This window comes from Peptoniphilus lacydonensis (genome assembly GCF_900106515.1).
Lineage (GTDB): Bacteria > Bacillota > Clostridia > Tissierellales > Peptoniphilaceae > Peptoniphilus_A > Peptoniphilus_A lacydonensis.
In genome coordinates this window covers 105,133-123,234 of record NZ_FNWF01000003.1, presented here as the reverse complement: position 1 = coordinate 123,234, position 18,102 = coordinate 105,133, and the positions used below count along the sequence as shown (strand labels likewise).

General features: G+C 30.9%; 16 protein-coding genes and 1 pseudogene. 15 read left to right on the top strand and 2 right to left on the bottom strand.

The genetic code is table 11. The annotated features are described in order from the left end of the window. Positions 1-3: 3 nt before the first annotated feature. Complete coding sequence (locus BQ5450_RS02350; protein ID WP_071125864.1) at positions 4-1,335, bottom strand: relaxase/mobilization nuclease domain-containing protein; 1,332 nt, start codon at positions 1,333-1,335, stop codon at positions 4-6. Position 1,336: 1 nt separating this feature from the next. Next, on the bottom strand, positions 1,337-1,693 hold the full coding sequence (locus tag BQ5450_RS02345) for a plasmid mobilization protein (protein ID WP_071125863.1): 357 nt from the start codon (positions 1,691-1,693) through the stop codon (positions 1,337-1,339). 301 nt (positions 1,694-1,994) lie between these two features. Here BQ5450_RS02345 and BQ5450_RS02340 point away from each other — a divergent pair, with 301 nt between their 5' ends. The 15 genes and pseudogenes from BQ5450_RS02340 (at position 1,995) to BQ5450_RS09120 (ending at position 18,054) form a co-directional block, all read left to right on the top strand. Continuing rightward, a complete protein-coding gene (locus BQ5450_RS02340) occupies positions 1,995-2,567 on the top strand; it encodes a TetR/AcrR family transcriptional regulator (protein ID WP_071125862.1) in 573 nt (190 codons plus the stop codon). A gap of 51 nt (positions 2,568-2,618) precedes the next feature. Then, entirely contained in the window at positions 2,619-3,197 is a 579-nt protein-coding gene (locus BQ5450_RS02335) for an MptD family putative ECF transporter S component (protein WP_004812371.1), read from the top strand. Beyond that, positions 3,197-3,886 carry an energy-coupling factor transporter transmembrane component T family protein gene (locus BQ5450_RS02330; RefSeq protein WP_071125861.1) on the top strand — a complete coding sequence of 230 codons (690 nt, stop codon included), beginning with the start codon at positions 3,197-3,199 and terminating at the stop codon, positions 3,884-3,886. Before BQ5450_RS02335 ends, BQ5450_RS02330 begins: the two co-directional genes overlap by 1 nt. Next, positions 3,883-5,331 carry an ABC transporter ATP-binding protein gene (locus BQ5450_RS02325; protein ID WP_071125860.1) on the top strand — a complete coding sequence of 483 codons (1,449 nt, stop codon included), beginning with the start codon at positions 3,883-3,885 and terminating at the stop codon, positions 5,329-5,331. Before BQ5450_RS02330 ends, BQ5450_RS02325 begins: the two co-directional genes overlap by 4 nt. A gap of 12 nt (positions 5,332-5,343) precedes the next feature. Then, positions 5,344-6,693, top strand: a complete 1,350-nt coding sequence (locus BQ5450_RS02320; protein WP_071125859.1) for an MATE family efflux transporter — start codon at positions 5,344-5,346, stop codon at positions 6,691-6,693. Between the two features lie 40 nt (positions 6,694-6,733). Beyond that, a complete protein-coding gene (locus tag BQ5450_RS02315; RefSeq protein ID WP_071125858.1) occupies positions 6,734-8,455 on the top strand; it encodes an ABC transporter ATP-binding protein in 1,722 nt (573 codons plus the stop codon). Then, complete coding sequence (locus BQ5450_RS02310) at positions 8,448-10,184, top strand: ABC transporter ATP-binding protein (protein WP_071125857.1); 1,737 nt, start codon at positions 8,448-8,450, stop codon at positions 10,182-10,184. Before BQ5450_RS02315 ends, BQ5450_RS02310 begins: the two co-directional genes overlap by 8 nt. Positions 10,185-10,193: 9 nt before the next feature. Further along, positions 10,194-10,358: pseudogene (locus BQ5450_RS09285) on the top strand (sigma-70 family RNA polymerase sigma factor); the annotation flags it as partial. Positions 10,359-10,586: 228 nt separating this feature from the next. After that, positions 10,587-11,201: a TetR/AcrR family transcriptional regulator gene (locus tag BQ5450_RS02305; RefSeq protein ID WP_071125856.1), complete on the top strand. Its 615-nt coding sequence runs from the start codon at positions 10,587-10,589 to the stop codon at positions 11,199-11,201. A 107-nt stretch (positions 11,202-11,308) separates the two neighbouring features. Then, complete coding sequence (locus tag BQ5450_RS02300; protein ID WP_071125855.1) at positions 11,309-13,078, top strand: ABC transporter ATP-binding protein; 1,770 nt, start codon at positions 11,309-11,311, stop codon at positions 13,076-13,078. Beyond that, positions 13,075-14,799 (top strand): ABC transporter ATP-binding protein, encoded by a 1,725-nt coding sequence (locus BQ5450_RS02295; protein ID WP_071125854.1) that lies wholly within the window; start codon positions 13,075-13,077, stop codon positions 14,797-14,799. Before BQ5450_RS02300 ends, BQ5450_RS02295 begins: the two co-directional genes overlap by 4 nt. A gap of 25 nt (positions 14,800-14,824) precedes the next feature. Continuing rightward, positions 14,825-15,415, top strand: coding sequence for an MptD family putative ECF transporter S component (locus BQ5450_RS02290; protein WP_071125853.1), 591 nt, complete (start codon positions 14,825-14,827; stop codon positions 15,413-15,415). Beyond that, complete coding sequence (locus BQ5450_RS02285) at positions 15,415-16,143, top strand: energy-coupling factor transporter transmembrane component T (protein ID WP_071125852.1); 729 nt, start codon at positions 15,415-15,417, stop codon at positions 16,141-16,143. Before BQ5450_RS02290 ends, BQ5450_RS02285 begins: the two co-directional genes overlap by 1 nt. Then, positions 16,140-17,531, top strand: a complete 1,392-nt coding sequence (locus BQ5450_RS02280) for an ABC transporter ATP-binding protein (protein WP_071125851.1) — start codon at positions 16,140-16,142, stop codon at positions 17,529-17,531. Before BQ5450_RS02285 ends, BQ5450_RS02280 begins: the two co-directional genes overlap by 4 nt. 385 nt (positions 17,532-17,916) lie before the next feature. Next, positions 17,917-18,054, top strand: coding sequence for a hypothetical protein (locus BQ5450_RS09120; protein WP_199820658.1), 138 nt, complete (start codon positions 17,917-17,919; stop codon positions 18,052-18,054). Positions 18,055-18,102: the final 48 nt, after the last annotated feature.

Sequence of the window (18,102 nt, the reverse complement as noted above, 5' to 3'; positions counted from 1 at the left end):
AAACTATCTCTCCATCTCCTTACCCATATAAATTCCATAGTTCTTTCGTATTTGATAAAGCTCGTCCATTGTAGATTTTGTAGAAGAATACTCTTGCATAAGGGTATTCTTTTTTTCTTGTAATTTATCAAGTTTAGATAAAATATCCTTTGAATCTGGGAGCTTGGAATAGGATTTTTTGAGTTCTGAAAGGGCATTTTCATATAGGGTAATCTGAGCTTTGTACTCTTCAAAAAATGACTTATCAGACGGATTTGCCTTATATTCCTTGTAGTGTGCCCTGTATTTTTTAACGGTATTAACTTGTTCCATAGTGGCAGAAAGCAACAGCATTTCCTCATCAATAACCTTGATTTTATTCTGTAAATTTTGCCTTTCATCGGCTGCTTTTTGGATGTACTCATCAAGTTGCTTAACGGATTTAATACCTTGTTCTCTGAGGAAGATAACAGACTCAGCCATTGTATTAAGGTTATGTTTGGTTGCCCAAACTTCATAGCCTTTAGAGGATTGTGCTTTTTCATTTGTAGATATATCAATAACATTTCCTACACGCTTTTTAGTAGGATTAGCTTTATTTTTAATTGCTAAATCTATTCTTTCTTTGATTTTTTTCTCAGTATAATCTTCTCCGATAGTCTTTGTCCTTGTAAATCTTTGCTTATCTTTATGACGAAAAGCAATGTGTTTACCAAACTTAATTTCATAATCAAGAGATTCCATATTTTCTAAAAAATCTTCCCAAGATTTAGATTTATTAATCATTCTATCTATATCAAATTGTAGTTTAGACTTCCAAGAATTTCCTTTCTTGTTTAGGTCATATTCGTACCAAGACTTACCAGCAGTTTTATATTTTCTCTTGTAAGCTTCATAATATTTATCAATGACTGAAAGCTTATTTTCTTTACATAATTCATCACTTTGATACCTAATTTTGTGGTAAGATTTTTTGTTAGATTGGTAGCATTTACCAGTCTTGTAATTAACATTATTAAAGATTATATGGTTATGGATATGCCCTCTATCTATATGAGTTGCAAGAACAAATTCATAATCTTCTTTTAAAATTTTCTTGCATAACTCCATTCCTATCTCGTGAGCTTTTATAGGATCAACCTCTCCTGGTAGAAAAGATTGGATTAAATGTCTAGCCAAAACTGTACCTTTAGTATCATTGTCTTCTCGAGTTTTCAAAAATTGAATATGGGCAGTAGCTGGGTGACATTTAAATGAAGATACTAAGAATTTTTCATCAGTTTTTTCACTCTTAGTAATATAATCTATTGCCAAATTTAGAGTTGATTTTATAGGATGTATTTTTGTAATTGCCATACTAATCACCAGAACTTTCTTTTGATTTATTAAGAAGTATGGAATGGATCTGCCATATTTCTCTTGATAATTTTTCTATCTGCTTATCCATCGATTCAATTTCATTTTTGTAAATAACACCAGTTGTATTAGTAGCTTTTGCAATCTGATTTATATTATTTGTTGCATTCGAAAGTAGCCATTGTAGGTTTCTAAATGGTTCTAAATCTACAACATAAATTTCTTTTTCTAATACACATTTTCTAAGAAAGTGTGACATAGTTTTGCAGTTGGCAAGCTTCATTTTCTTTTCGAAAATTTCTTTTTCTTCATCTGTTAAATATATTTTCAGTTGATTATTTCTTTTTCTATTATCCATAGTATATCTCCTTATCATAAAATATTGGGGTCTTAGGGTTCTCCCTAACAAGGTAAAATTGATAAAAAAAGAAGCAGTCCATAAAGGTTCTGCTTCATCAATTTTTCGTAAGTGGGTACTCACTTACTGTGCTTGCTATTAAAGCTATTAAAGTTATAAGCGTTAAGCGTGTATTCAGTTTTATTAATTATACCGCATTTAAAAAAATTAATAAAGAAGTATAAGCGAAGCTATTGACAATGATTATTAGTTCTGATACAATAATTCCGACAAGAGTGTCGGTTTGGAGGTTATTTATGAAATGAAAATGGAAGCTGATGAAAGAAAAAAGCAGATTAGACAAGCAGCTATTAAAGTTTTTTTGGATAAGGGATTTAGAAATACAGTTATGAATGACATTATGGAAGCTACTGGGCTTTCTAGAGGTGGCTTGTATCATCATTATGGTTCTACCTATGAAATCTTATATGACATTATGGTAGAAGGAAATAAATACAGAGAGAAGATAATCTATGATGAGATGAATAAAACAAGTCAGGATTTTAGCGAAGTTTTATCTGAGATTATTTTAGAAAAAATGCTATATCAGAGTGACTATGTTTCAATTTATGCAATGTTTTTGCAGGAATTAAATCATGACGATAAGTTAAAAGACTTATATAAGAAACTAAAAAAATCATCATCTGATAGTATTCTAATGTTATTTGATGAAGATGTAAGAGGTGAATTAAGTGAAGCTATCGAATTAATAACTGATTTGATTAACACATTTATTCTAGGTTGTGAAGTTCTAAATGCAAGAGAAAATTTTGTGAAGAACAAATTTGCATTAAAAAAAATGATAGGAATTATCTTAGATAATAATGCTAAGTAAATCTTAGGGTTTACTCAGAAAGAAAAAATATATCTTAAATTGGAGGTTTATATGAAATTAAAAGATATAGTACAAATTGCAGTATTAACAGTAATTGGTTTTGCTATTGGAATGGCTGTTTCAATGTTTACAGGAACACTTGGAGCTATCGCTCTTTATGCTTCAGCTGGATTTGCAGCTTTTGCTGTTGGACCAGTTTTTGTAATAATGGCAAAAAGAATTCAGAAGAGAGGAGCTGCAGCCCTATTTTGGATTATATATGGTCTACTATATTCAGTGATGGGATATTGGATTATGATTCCTATCTGCCTAGTTTCAGCAATATTGGCAGAAATTATAATAGGTGATTATAAAAATAATACGAAGGTAGGAATAGCATTTTCAGTGGCTATGTTTATTGTTGCTATGCATCCTATTATCTTTGTTAAAGTTTTAGGAGTGGAAGGAATAGTTAAGTTTGCGTCTTCTATAGGCAGAGAGCAAGCTGAGTGGATGGCGAGCTTTTATACGAATAAAGTAATAGCAATAGCTATGGGATGTAATGTAATATTAGAACTACTTGCAGGATGCTTTGGCATATATATAAACAATAAATTTTTTGAAAAGAGAAAAGAAAAAGGAATTTTGTAGTGAACAATTTTGGAAAAAGTAAGACAAAAGATATAAATCCAATCACTCTTTTTTTGATAATATTGATTTCGTCTTTCTTGGTTTTTCTTGTTAATGGAATAGCTTATTATGTTCTTTTGGGAATGAGCTTTGTGGTTGTCTTGTTATTTTCATACTTAGAAGCTATCAAAAGGTTGAGCATCTATTTAGGATTATATGTGTTAATAAAAATCTTATCTTATATTGACTTAGGATTAACTACTGGGGCAATAATAGGTCTAATTGCCTTGGTATTAAAATTATATCCAATTTTTAATATTGGTAGGGTATTGATCCTCACTAGCCCTCTCAAAATAATGGCAGCTTTAAGAAAGGTTCATTTTCCACAAATGGTAAGTATAGCTCTTGTAACTGCATTAAGATATCTTGGAGAATTAGAATCTAGAATTAAAGAAATACGCAATGGAATGAGGGTAAGGGGCTTAAAAATAAGCCCCTTACATCCTGTGCGTTCATTTGAATTTTATCTTATTCCACTTATCTATAAATGCCTTCAAGTAAGCGAAACATTAACATCTTCTATAATAACAAGAGGTATTGAGTATGAGGGTGAAAAAACAAGTTATAATCCAATATATTTTGGTATTTTAGATTATATTGTCATATTTTCCTTTTTGATGGTATTTGCATTATGGAGGTTAGAAGGATGAGCTTATTAAAAGCTAAAATTTTGAATTTCCGATATGATGAAGACAATTCTTCCGTTCTTGAAAATATTGATTTAGAAATTTACGAGGGTGAATTAGTTGTAATTACAGGCTTATCGGGTTGTGGTAAAACAACTTTGACAAGAATTCTAAATGGGCTTATCCCAAATCATTATAATGGAATTTTAAATGGAGAAGTGAAACTATTAGATAAAAATCTGATGGATTATAGAAAAGGAGAACTTGCAAAATATATAGGCAATGTCTTTCAAAATCCATCAGACCAGTTTTTTGCAACTATTGCCGATGAGGAAGTTGCTTTTGTTGGTGAAAATTTAGGAATGCCCTTAGATAAATTGAAGTTAAAAACAAAAGAAACTTTTGAAAAAATGGGAATTAGCGACTTGATGGATAGGAAGCTTTCAGAACTATCTGGAGGTCAGAAACAAAAAGTAGCAATAGCTTCCACGTTACTATATGATACAAAAATTATTTTCTTTGATGAGCCTTCGTCTAATTTAGATTATCACGGGATTCTACAGTTTAAGGATATCCTTTCTAATTTAAGAAAAATGGGAAAAACTGTTATTATAGCTGAACATCGATTATTCTTTTTAAATGACTTGTATGACAGGCTAATCTATATGAAAAACGGAACAATAGAGAGAATATTTTCACGAGGAGAACTTACAGAAGATGCTTGCAAAGAATATGGACTAAGAGCAATTAATTATAAATCTTTGAAAGCAGAAAATTTAGTTTGTCCTCAAGAACAAGCCTTAGAGGTCTCAGGCTTAAATATCAAAATAGGTAATAATGAATTAATAACAAATCTTTACTTTAGTCTCAATTCTGGAGAAATAATGGCAATTATTGGACAAAATGGAATTGGTAAAACAACTTTGGGAAAGACTTTATCAGGCTTAATTAAAAATAATGGGAAAACAAGTTATGGAAAAAATAAAAAAGAAAGGTTAAAAAACTCTTATTATATGATGCAGGACGTGGATTATCAGATTTTCTTTGATACAGTAGAAAACGAGCTTTTACAAAAAGATAGAATTAATGACGATGGATATTTAGATAGACTTAGAAAAGAATTAAAACATATTGATCTTTGGGAAAATAGGTATGATCACCCTCAAAATCTATCTGGTGGGCAAAAACAAAGACTTGCCCTATTGACAGCTTGTTTAAGTGGTAGAAAGTTAATAATTCTTGATGAACCCACATCAGGTTTAGATTATAAGAGGATGAACGACATTTCTCAAATAATAAAAAGATATTCAAAAACTTATCCCTTTGCAATAATAACTCATGATATAGAACTTATTTTTAAGGTTTGTAACTCTGTGTTAATGCTTGGAAAAAATGGATACAAGAAAGTAAATATCCAGGGACATGAAAAAGAAATTTTGGAATTTATTAAAGATGGACTGATTGCGTAAGGAGTTGATTTTATGCAACAAGATATGAAAGAACAATTATTAACAAAAAGACCTATAGATTTACTTTTTCAATTATCTATCCCTGCTGTAATAGGAATGATAGTAATAGGTCTTTATCCACTAATGGATGGAATTTTTGCAGGAAATATTATAGGACAAACTGCAATGACAGCTTGTGGTGTAGCTATGCCACTTACCTTTTTTAATAGTGGAGTATCTACACTCATAGGTGTAGGTTCAGCATCAGTTTTATCGAGAGCCATAGGTAAAGGCGACCAAAAAACTGTGGACAAAATTATGGGGAATTTAATCTTTTGGGTTATTCTATTCTCAGCTATTATCACAGTAGGTGGGATTCTACTTGCACCACATTTTTTAGATATGGTTGGAGCAAGTGGAGAGATAAAAAACTATGGGATTAGATATTTAAGAGTGATTTTCATCGGCTCATTATTTGTAAACTTTACTCAATCAGCAAACATGGTTATGCGTGGAGAAGGATTAATGAAAAAAGCAATGCTTATTATGGGTCTAGGGGCTTTTTTAAACATAATTCTTGATCCAATTCTAATGAAATTAATGGGAAAATACGCAATAGAAGGGGCTGCACTTGCAACTATTACAGCACAATTTGTTCAAGCGATAATAACACTCCATTACTTCAAATACAAAAGTAAAGCAGTAAAAATAAATAAAATCAAACCTGATCAGGAAATAAAAAAAGAAATGTTTGGCGTAGGGTCATCTGCTATGATGATGCAAATTTTATTTATGATTCAACAAACAATGCTATATAAAATGTCATTTAAATATGGCGGAGATACAAATGCTATCTTGATGGCAGCAACACTTAGAATATATGCCTTTTCATTCATTCCACTTTGGGGAATGAGTCAAGGTTTACAACCTGTAGTTGGTACAAATTTTGGAGCGAAAAAATACGACAGAGTAAAAGAAGCTATGAAAGTATTTTCTATCGGAGGATTAGTTCTTGCATCAATATTTTGGATACCAGCATTAGCATTTTCAAAGAATATTCTGTCTTTATTTGGAGTAGAAGAAAGTATTATAACTCAAGGAATAGGAAACTTTAGACTATTTTATTCTATCTTTATCCTATATGGAGTAATGGTAATGACTATAACATTCTTCCAAGCAATAGGAAATGCTAAAAAGGCAGGCATAATCGTCATGCTAAGACAATTATTTTTATTCCTCCCTGCCATGATTATTCTACCGATGATATTTGGGGTTAAGGCAGTATGGTTTGCTGAACCTCTTGTAGATTTAATTATGATTTTAACTGGAATAGGAATGATGATTGGAGAACTTAATAGAATGTCATCTCAAGCAAAAAAATAAAGTAGATAGTTAAAAAATACTACCAAAAGGAGGTTTTGAAGTGAATTTAGTAAAAGAATATGTAAATAAAAGAAAAGGATCATATTTTGCATCCGTCCTACTTGCGATAGTGGGAGTGGTGGCAGGTTTTTTTTCCTATATATACATGGCAAAAATCATTGTAAATTTGATTAATGGCATAAGTGATATGAGTTTATATACTCCACTTTGTATAAGTATTTTAATAACATTTGTTATAAAAGAAGTGGCAGCAGGAATTTCTACAAGTATTTCTCATACGGCGACTTTTAATGCACTAGGAGAAATCAGAAATGATATTTCTAAAAAATTATTTAAAATGCCACTGGGAGATGTGTTATCAAGATCATCTGGAGAACTTAAAAATATTATAGTTGAGCAGGTGGATTCTATGGAAACGTCCCTTGCCCATCTAGTGCCAGAATTTACGGCAAATTTAGTTGGGCCTATCCTATTATTTATCTATATGTTTACTTTGGATTGGAGATTGACTCTACTTTCTCTTGTTCCTTTTGTCCTTGGCATGTCTATTATGATGTCTGTTATGAATGCTCATTATAAGGAAATGTTTGGAAAGTCAGTTGCCATTGGTCAACACATGAATAATTCTATTGTTGAGTATATAAATGGGATTGAGGTAATAAAGACCTTTAATCAAAGTGAATCATCTTATAAAAAATATACTGATTCCGTCTATGACAATGCAAAATTTTATTATTCTTGGATGGACGAGTCTATGAATAAGGTTGCCATAGGTAGGTTACTTTCTCCTATGGGGATACTTACAATCATACCCTTTGGAATTTTATTTTACATCAATGGAAGCCTTGATTTAGGAAATTTAATTACCTTAATCGTCTTATCATTTGCTACAGTTTCTAGTATTTTAAAAATAATGAACTATATGGATGATATGTCAAGAATATCGACTATAACTTCTGAAATAGGAAAGATTTTAGATTCAAGAGAGTTAGAAAATATTGACAAGGGAGAGAAAATAGAATCCTATAATATAGAACTTCAAGATGTAGACTTTTCTTACAATGGAGAAAAGAAAATCATTGATAATCTTTCAATGGAAATAAAAGAAAAGTCTGTTTCAGCATTCGTTGGTCCTTCTGGGTCAGGCAAGTCCACAATAGCAAAACTTATTGCTGGATTTTGGAATGTAGATAAGGGATCTGTTAAAATTGGCGGAGTAGAAACAAAAGATGTGTCGCTCGAAAACTTGTCTTCACTTATTTCTTTTGTATCCCAAGACAATTTCCTCTTTGATATGACTATAAAGGAAAATATTAGGCTTGGAAATAAGAATGCCTCTGACGAAGAAATTATAGATGTATGTAAAAAATCTGCCTGCCATGATTTTATTATGAATCTATCTAATGGTTATGATACAAGAGTTGGTGAAGGTGGAGGTTATCTGTCTGGAGGAGAAAGACAAAGAATATCTATTGCTCGTGCCATGCTAAAGAATGCACCAATCGTAATTTTAGATGAAGCAACTTCTTATATAGATCCTGAAAATGAAGCTCTCATACAAAACGCCTTGGCAAATCTAGTTAAGGGTAAAACTTTAATCATAATCGCTCATAGGTTAAAGACAATTGTTGATGCAGATAGGATATTTGTTATTAAAGATGGCAAATTAAATTCTTATGGTACTCATGAAGAACTATTAAAGTCATCAGAACTTTATAAGGAAATGTATGCTGCAAATTTAAGGGGTGATGAAAATGCTTAATGTGTTTAAAAAGATATGGAATTTTTCAAAAGAAGAACAGGTATATATTAAGAAATCTATTCTCGCTGGATTTTTGCACGCAGTATTTAATGCCCTTGAGTTTGGTGCGATTTACTATATGCTAGTAAATATATTTTCTAAAACTTTAGACTATAAGGCTATCTTTGTTTGTCTTGGAATATTAGTTATATCCCTTGTTGGAAAGATAATGACACAAAAATCATCACAAATGGCACAAACACACGCTGGATATTTTATGGCAGCTCACAAGAGAATAGAAATAGGAGAAAAGATAAAAAGAGTTCCTATGGGTTTCTTTTCAAGCTTTTCACTAGGAAGATTAACTACTATTGCTACATCTTCACTTTCCCAAGCAGAAATGTGGGTGCCTATGCTTTTGGTTCTTGTACTTGGTGGAGTTTTAAATACTTTAGTCTTTGTCCTTGGAACTTTAATTTTTAATGTAAAGGTAGGACTTGTTGCAGTAGTGGGTGTAATAGTATTCTTTATAGTTACATCAATGATGGAGAAAAAATCATCAGCTAATGCAGACAAAATGACAGAAACACAAACAAGACTTACAAAAGAAGTATTAGCAACTTTACAAGGAATACAGATTAGAAAGTCCTATAATCTTGGTGGAGAAAATAACAGAGCTTTAAGAAAGTCTATAAAAGATACATCAAATATACTTTTAGATTTAGAAATATCTGTAGCACCTTACACAGTTATCCAAAGAATTGTAATGGGAATAACAACTGTAGCTATGGTCTATGTATCATTAAAATTAAATTTATCTGGTGAACTTCCACTTGCTGAAACAATTCTTATGATTATGGCATCCTTTATTATCTTTGAAGGCTTAATCGGGGCAGGATCAAACATGGCAATCCTAAGAGCTTGCGAAAATGCCATAGATTCAGTTGGTTTTATAGACTCAATGCCTGATATGAAAGAAGGAAGTATTATAGAACCAATAAAAAATCACAACATAGTCTTTAAAAATGTATCATTTTCCTATGATGATAGACAAATTTTAAAAAATGTATCAGCAGAGATAAAAGAAAATACTATGACTGCCATTGTCGGACCATCTGGATCTGGTAAAACAACATTTTGTAATCTAATAGCAAGATTTTGGGATGTAAATTCTGGTGAAATTTTAATAGGTGGAAAGAATATTAAGGACTATAAGATAGAAAACCTTATGAATTCAATTTCCATGGTATTTCAAGATGTATACCTATTTGAGGATACAATTGAAAACAATATAAAATTTGGAAAACAAAATGCGAGCCATGAAGAAGTAGTTCAAGCTGCTAAAAAAGCAAGGTGTCATGAATTTATAGAAGCTTTACCAGATGGATATAACACTATCATTGGGGAAGGTGGAGCAAGTCTATCTGGTGGAGAAAAACAAAGAATCTCCATAGCCAGAGCCATGCTAAAAGACGCGGACATCATAATCTTTGATGAAGCAACAGCAAATATAGACCCGGAAAATGAAGATAAGCTTAAAGAAGCAATAGAATCATTAACAAAAAATAAGACAGTAATAATGATTGCTCATAGACTAAAGACAATTAGAAATGCTGACCAGATTTTAGTCTTAAAAGATGGAGAAATAGTAGAACGTGGTAATCATGAAGAACTGATTAAAAATAATGGACTTTATTCTGACCTTATAAATGCAAAAACTAAGGCGGAATCATGGAAATTAAATAATTGATAGGAAGAAATATTTAAAGTCTCTGAACATGAAAAATATTTAGAGCAGGTGGACAAGAAAAACCACTTGCTCTTTTTTTCGTTCCTAAATCAATATGGGAATTTTGAAGATAATCTAGAAGATAAAAATGTTGATGTAGAAAAAGTTGTAGCTACACCAATGATGATTGAAGCATAAAAAATGTATCAACCATTACCCTTTAAACAGGATTTAGGTTGATACACAAAATTATTTACAGACCCTGTTATTGTGTAATTAAGACTATAAGCGTTAAGCGTGCTTATTTATAGTAAATAAAATTATACCATACTCAGAATATAATTTCAGGGCACTATTGACAAAAGTATAAGAAAATGATAATCTTTATTAAAGAACGAGTGTCGGTCAATAGGTGGTGAGGTTTTGGCAAAGAGAAATGTAAAGGATCCAGAAGAAAGAAAACAGGAGCTTATAAATATAGCATCAAGACTTTTTGAAAAGTATGGATATGAGAAAGTTTCTGTGCGAGATATTCTCGCGGAAGTTAATGGAGCACCGGGAATGTTTTATTATTATTTCAAATCAAAAGAAGATATTTTCTTGGCGTGTATGGAAACTTACTTTGATGAAAAATTAAAAAATAAGTTAGGTATCCTTCAAAACAAGGAAATAGATTACGAAGAAAGAATAAAAATTCTAAGAGAACTTATAGTAAAAGATATCGGTCAGTTTACGACTAGATATAATTTTTCAAAAGAGAATTCAATTACAGATAACTCTTACAGGCTATGGGAATTGATTCATTACATTGGAAAATTTATAGATGTCTATTCAGAGTTTATAATTGAAGGAATTGAAAATAAAAAAATAGAAAATAATATGGGAATAAACAGAGAAAATGTGAGAAGTTTTGCAGCTTTTATTTTATACGGAGCTGTTGGAACAATATATAATGACTATATTATTAAGGGAGAAAACAAAACAAATTCAAGTGAAGCCTTTGGAATAATAAGCGAACTATTTCAAAGACCTCAGTAGAGAAAAATAAAATATAAGTATTTTACAAGGGAAACATCAATGGTGTTTTCCTTGTATTAGTTTTAAGGCAAATGAACGAACTCGTTCGGTAAGGAGGCATGTTTTAGATGAAAAAGAAGAAATCAATCAAAGATATTATTTCCTACAGTGAAATAAAAAAAGGACAACTTGTAGTAGGAATATTATTTGTTAGTCTTGGAATGCTATTAAGTATTTGTCCAATTTTGGTGATATACAAAGTCATAAAATCTCTATTTTTATATGGAAAATTAGAACAAAGTACAATACAGTTCTGCACCTATGGACTTGCAGCAGTGGTATTGTCATATTGCTTAACTTACATTGGCGGTATTTTATGCCATAAGTTTTCATATGTTTTAATAGCTAACTTAAAAAAGAAGATATTATTTCATATTGGGAATCTTCCTTTAGGTTTTTTTACCGGAGACAACAAGTCAAAAATAAGGCAAGTATTAGGATCGGACATGAATCAAATTGAGGGTTATTTTTCTCATCAATTACCAAATTTAATTTCAACTTTAGCACTAATTTTAGCAATGATAATTGTTATGTTGAAGATAAATTTAATATTAGGTCTTACGACTTTGTTAATTATATTTGTTGGTTTAGGAATTCAGATTGCAATCATGGCAAAGATTATAAAGTCGGGTGGACTTGAGAAGAACTTTGCGATTTTGGATCAAATTAATTCAGCAACCACTGAATACGTTAAAGGTATGCCGGAAGTGAAAATATTTGGAACAGGAGCAAAATCATTTAAAACTTTTTCAAAGTCAGTAGGAGAATATAGAGACTTTACAAGTTCGATGACATCAATGATAAGACCGGGATTTGTTTCATTTAGAATGTTTATTTTATCTGTTGCTACATTCATAGTTCCAGTAGGAATACTTTTAATGTCACGAAATAATAACTTGGATTTTGCTACAGTTTTTATTTTCTATTTGATTCTTGCACCTGCCATTAGCGTACCTGCATTAAAACTTAGAGATTTTGCAGAAGGAATGAATTTACTAAATGAAGTTGTTTTGAGAATCTACGAAATTATAGATCAAAAAGAATTGGCAATTGAAAATATCGAGGAAGAGATAAAAGGTCATGATCTTGAATTCGAGAATGTAAGCTTTTCTTATGGAGATGAAGAGGTTTTAAAGAATATAAGCTTCTGTGCTAAACAAGGAGAAGTTACAGCATTAGTTGGCTATTCGGGAGCAGGCAAATCTACCATTGGAACGCTAATACCCAGATTTTACGATCCTTCAGAAGGCTCTATTAAAATAGGTGGAGTTAATATAAAAAATATTCCGATGAACGCCTTAATGGAGAGGATAGCATTTGTTTTTCAAGACAGTGATCTTATCACAGATACAGTCTTCAATAATGTTGCTATGGCAAAGCCAGGTTCTACAAAAGAGGATGTCATAAAAGCATGTAAAAAAGCAAGATGTCATGATTTTATTGTAAAACTTCCTGATGGGTATGACACTGTTTTGGGTAAAGGGACTTATTTATCTGGAGGAGAGAAACAACGTATCGCTGTAGCAAGAGCGATTTTAAAGGACGCACCAATATTAGTATTAGACGAGGCAACAAGTTTTGCTGATTCTGAAAATGAATATCTTATGCAGGAAGCTTTGTCTGAATTGGTTAAAGATAAGACAGTTATCATGATTGCTCATAGGTTAAATACCATAGAGAATGCAAATCAAATTTTAGTAATATCTGATGGAAAAATTGCAGAAAGAGGTAAGCATGAAGATTTAATCCTTGCAGATGGAATATATAAGCGACTCTTTGATATTTATAAGAAGACAAATATTTGGCAAATGGATATAGAAGGGAGTGAGAATGAATGATAAGAAATATTACATTAGGAAAGATGAATAATATAAGAAAATCAATTATTTTAAATGTTTTGGCATCTATTTCCAATCTTATACCATTTATTGCTTTGGCGAAAATTGTAGAAACACTATTTTTAAATAGAGGTGCAGATAGTATAGATACGAGCCTTTTATGGAAGTATTTTGGGATAATGGCAGTATTTTTCTTAATAACATTCTTATTGGAAAATTTAGCCACAAAATATACCTATGAACTTGGATACAAGACAAGTGCAGATGGAAGAATAGAGCTTGCAGACCACATAAGAAAACTGCCGATAGGTTATATTTCAGGAAAAAGATCAGCAGAGATCTTAGATACATTAATGAATGATTTTTTCAAAGTTGAAACGGCAGTAACGCATCAATTACCTCAATTTTTCAGTGGCATATGTGTAGCGGTTCTTTGCTCAATATTATTTTTGATAATTAATGTAAAAATGGGAATAGCAACACTTATAGGACTACCTATTTCTGTTCTACTTCTTACACTCATGCAAAACTTTCAGAAAAAAATTTATTTAAAAACAAAGAAAATGAGGATAAAAGAGGAAGAAGATATAAATGAATATTTGGATGCCATTAAGACTCTAAAAGCTTATAACAGCTTAGATGATACATTAACAAAACTTGAAGAAGATATAGATAACTCAAGAAATGCAAATATTAAGAGTGAGAAAGGGGTTGGTTCATTAACTACTATAGCAAGTATGATTTTAAGAATAGGACTTCCTTTGATGAGTTTAGTTGGTTCCTATTTATTTATAAATGGATCTTTGGAAATTGATACATTTTTAATGTTCTTATTTGTAGGCACAAGGATTTTTGATCCCTTGGAGCTTGCACTTGTAAATTATACAGGTCTACAAATGGCATCAGTTTCAGGAGAGAGAATCATTAACTTACTTAACGCTAAACCTATGTCAGGAAATTCCGATGTAAACGAAAGCAACAAAATTGAAATCTGCGATGTTTCATTTTCTTACAAGGAATCTAAGGTTATCGATAATGTTTCATTAGACATTAATGAAAATGAATTAACTGCTTTTGTTGGTTACTCTGGCTCTGGAAAATCTACACTAATTAAATTAATTTCCAGATTTTATGATCCTAATGAAGGGACAATTAAAATTGGTGGAGTAGATTTGCTAACAGCCGACCCTGATAAATTAATGGATAAATTTTCTGTTGTTTTTCAAGATGTGTATCTTTTTAAAGACACAATTTATAACAACATAAAATTTGGAAATGAAGATGCAAGTAAAGATGAAATAATGAATGCTGCAAAAATGGCAGGAGCTTATGACTTTATAGTCAATAAAGATGATGGATTTGACACTATGATTGGACAAGGAGGTGCGACTCTGTCTGGAGGTGAGAAACAAAGAATATCAATAGCGAGAGCAATATTAAAAAATGCACCAATAATACTACTTGATGAAGCAACATCTTCACTTGATCCTGAAAATGAACTTATTATACAAGAAGCAATATCAAATTTAATTAAAAATAAAACAGTTGTGGTTGTAGCTCATAAATTAAGGAGCGTAATGGGAGCTGATAAAATTGTTGTTTTAGACAAAGGAAAGGTAGAAGAAGTTGGGAAGCATGAAGAACTTATTAAAAATGAAGGACTATATAAAGACTTATGGAATTATCAAGAAAAGTCTAAAGAATGGAAGATTGTACAGTAACAATCAATTTTAAAGGAGGAAACTTATGAAAACACAAAAGAAATCATCAAAAAACGCAGTTACAGCCGGTGTTTTAATTGCACTTTACTTTGTAACATATTTAGTAATTGGGGCAATATCAATGCCTGTCCCTGTTTTATTTTTACTAATGCCTATGCTTGTAGCACTACTTGCTGCACCAACCTATCATATGCTTCTTGCAAAGACAAAGTCAGCCACTGCTATTGTAATCGCAGCTATCTTACCAAGTATTTTATTAGTTGCAACTGGACATATTCCAATTGCACCATTAGTGGCAGTGCCTGCCGGAATAATTGCTATGTTCATAGCAAAAGGTGGGAATTATACAGATTTTAAGAAAAATACAATTAGTCATATGTTTTTTTCTCTAAACTTATTTGGAGGATTTTTACCAATTTGGCTTATGAGAGAAGCATTTTTTGAAAGTGTAATAAAAGGTGGCTTAGATCAAAGCTTTTGTAACACAGTAAGGGCATGGACACCAATATGGATGTTACCAGTTATGATTATAGGAACATTTATATTCTCTTTGATTGGTTCATATTTTACAAAGAAAATACTAAATAAAAAGTTGGAATCAGCAGGAGTTTTATAATGGAAAATTCAAAGTTTGTTCTGGGGTCAAAATATGACCTCAGAACAAAACTTATCTTGCTTATAGGTGCAAATATTTTAATTTTTTTAGGGTTTGATTGGATCTATCAAAGTCTTATTACATTATTTTTTCTTGTCATTATTATTTGCGATGGTTATAAAAAATCCGCTATAAGGTATATTTTATTTTTTGTAATAAGTGTAGTATTGGAAAAATCTTTAGCCTATTTTAATATGAATTTTCTTTTGAATTTAATTTTATTTATCTTAGCAATTGGAAGAAAATTTCTGCCATGTATTATCGTGGGTAAATGGATTTTAAATTCCACATCTGTTTCCAGTGCAGTAGCAACTTTACAAAAATTAAATCTTCCAAAAGACTCGCTCATAATGATTTCTGTAATATTTAGATGTTTGCCTACGATTAAAGACGAATGGAGTCATATAAATATGGCGATGAAAACTCGAGGTATTAATTTTAACTTAATCAATTTAACAAGAAGACCAACATTAATTATGGAGTACTTTTTTGTACCCTTATTCGTAAGTGTGATAGAAATTGGGGATGAGCTCTCTCAATCAGCCATTATAAGGGGACTTGATGCTCCTGTTAACAAAACAAGTAGACACCTAATTAAGTTTAGAAGAAATGACATAGACGTTCTAATTCTTATGATTTTAATTTTATCAATAGTAATATTTATGAAAGTGTCAGGGTGGAATTTATGATTGAAATTAGAGAATTAAGTTTTAAGTACAAGGGAGGATCTGATTACTCATTAAATGATATAAACTTGAAAATCAAAAAAGGTGAATGCATTCTTCTATGTGGCAGGAGCGGTTGCGGAAAGTCGACTCTATTAAAGCTTATGAACGGTATAATACCTGAGTTTTATGATGGGGACATTTCTGGCAGTGTTATGGTCAATGGTATGAATACATTTACTACACCAATTTATAAATTATCTAAGAATGTAGGCTCGGTTTTTCAAAATCCTAAAACACAGTTTTATACAACCAATACAACCGATGAAATTGCTTTTGGTTTAGAAAATTACGGAATAGAAAGAGAAGTAATTAACAAAAGGATTGACGAAGTTGAAAAAGAGCTTCATCTTGAAAACTTGATGAATAAAAATATATTCAATCTTTCTGGAGGAGAAAAGCAGAAGATTGCTATAGCAAGCATTTACGCATTAAACCCTGAGATATTTATTCTTGATGAACCATCTTCAAGCTTAGACATAAAGTCAATGAAAGAATTATCTCTTACAATAAAAAAGCTTAAATCTTTAGGAAAAACTATTATTATTGCAGAACACAGGTTGTGGTATTTAAAAGACATTGTTGATAGAGCAATATACTTAGAGGATGGGAAAATCATCAGAGAATATAGTATGGACGAAATTGAAAATCTAAGTGAAGATGAACGAATGAGAACGGGACTTAGGAATTCTGATTATAAAGCCATTGAAAGATTTGATGATTTTGAAACTTCAAATAAAGGGACTTTATTAGAGTTAAAAAATCTGATGTTCAAAAGAAGTACCAGAACAATTTTGTCCATTAAGGATCTTAAATTTAGCTATGGCAATATTATTGGGATTGTTGGAGAAAATGGAATTGGGAAGTCTACATTAGCAAAAATCATATGTGGCTTATACAAAGAAAATAAAGGGAAAATTTTAAGAGATGGTGAGAATTTAAATATAAAAAGTAGGCTAAATGAGAGCCTGCTTATTATGCAGGAAGTGAACTATCAGTTATTCACGGACACTGTCAAAGATGAAATAGTATTAACATCAAATATTAAAGATGATAATGCTTTAGATACTTGGTTAAAAGACATGGAGTTAAAAAACATTGGTGATAGAAATCCTCACACCTTGTCAGGAGGACAAAAACAGAGAGTGATTATTTTATCCGCTTTACTATCCGACAAGAAAATCCTATTTTTCGATGAGCCAACCAGTGGATTGGACTATAGAAATATGAAAATAGTAGCTAAAAACATAAAGAAAGTTAAGGAAAAAGACAAGCTGATTTTAATAATATCCCATGATGTTGAGTTTTTAGAGTCAGTTTGTGATAAAGTGATTGATTTCACGTATTTGTGAAAATGCATACATTAGTAAATTGCAAGAGGGACATATGATAAAAACGCAAGAAAAACGAGAAGTTATGAATAGTATTTTTTAGAATACTTCATAATATAAACTTTATAATATTTTTTATTTTTGAGGATTTATGCCTAATAGCATAAGTCCTCATTTTTTATATTCAATTAATCATTAAAACTCAAAAATACTATAAAAAAATAAAAATTCTGGTTACCAAAGAGGGCAAATTTCACTATATAAAGTGAGGGGTATTTTGTCATCTTTCTATAAAAATCTAAATACTTTGAGTTGCGAATATTTATAAATTTCTTAGGTGAGATTAGTATATTTTAAATTTAAACAACTTATCAAGGTAAAAAATTAACTTACATAGGAGGTAAAAATGCAAGCAATAAAGATTTATAGTATGAGAGTTGCTATGTTACGTAGACTTTATGAGCTTAAATTAATTAATGATAAGGAATATACAAAAATTAAGAATAGGTTAGAAAATGATTATAAAAAGATGGATATAAAGTAGTTAATCTTGTGATATAATAACACTGTAGAAAGATACAAAATGGGAAGG